The sequence below is a fragment of the Aurantiacibacter xanthus genome, assembly GCF_003584015.1.
Taxonomy (GTDB): domain Bacteria; phylum Pseudomonadota; class Alphaproteobacteria; order Sphingomonadales; family Sphingomonadaceae; genus Alteraurantiacibacter; species Alteraurantiacibacter xanthus.
The window spans coordinates 1-955 of sequence record NZ_QXFM01000056.1; the positions used below are offsets into that span (position 1 = coordinate 1).

At 70.9% G+C, this 955-nt stretch carries 1 protein-coding gene; it reads left to right on the plus strand.

Annotated features, from left to right (window positions below; genetic code table 11):
- A partial coding sequence (locus D2V17_RS05375) for a 3'-5' exonuclease (RefSeq protein WP_281270544.1) occupies positions 1-955 on the plus strand: 955 nt, incomplete at both ends.

Here is a 955-nt window from a genome sequence, read left to right on the forward strand (position 1 = left end):
AGGACCTGATGGCGGCGCTGCGCTTCGCCGCGCAGCCGGGGGACGACCTGCAACTGGCGAACCTGCTCGTCTCGCCGCTGATCGGGTGGAGCCAGGAGCAACTGCTCGAACACGGCTATCGCGGTGACAATGGCAAGAGCCTGTGGCGCCATATTTATGATAATCCGCACCCCGAGGCGGAAGCGGCACGGGCGATGTTGCTCGACCTGCTGGCGCGGGCCGATTTCGAGGTGCCGCAGGCGCTGTTGCACTGGATACTGGTCGGGCCGTGGCAGGGGCGGCGCAAGCTGCTCGCGCGGCTGGGCAGCGAAGCCTCCGACCCCATCGACGAATTGCTCAACGCCGCGTTCCAGTTCGCCGCCGGCAACACGCCGAGCCTGCAGGGCTTCATCCGCTGGTTCGACGCGGGCGAGGGCGAACTGAAGCGCGAGGCCGAGGGCGGGGGCGACTTCGTGCGGGTGATGACCGTCCATGGCTCGAAGGGGTTGCAGGCGCCGATCGTGATCCTCGCCGATGCCTGCGGCGACCCCGACAAGGGCATGGCAAGCGGGCTGGAGCTGGTCGAGGAGCCGCTTGGTGGCGCCGCGCCGCGCACGATCCCGCTGCTCCCGCTCGGCAAGGACGAGCGCGTGGGGCCGGTGGCCGATGCCGCCGACGCCGCCAAGGCCGCCGAGCGCGAGGAGCACTGGCGCTTGCTCTATGTCGCCATGACGCGCGCGGAAGAGGCACTGTTCGTCGGCGGGGCGCTCGGCAAGCTGGAGAAGGAGCCCGCGCCCGACAGCTGGTATGCCCGCCTCGCGCCGCTGTTCGCGGGCGACCCGCTCGACGACGATATCTGGGGCGCACGCACCGAACGCGGCGAGCGTGCGCCCGAGTTCCCGCACCGTAGCCAGCAGGCGCTGCCGATCCCCGAGGTCTTGCCGCGCTGGGCCACGACGCCGGTCGGCGAGGAACC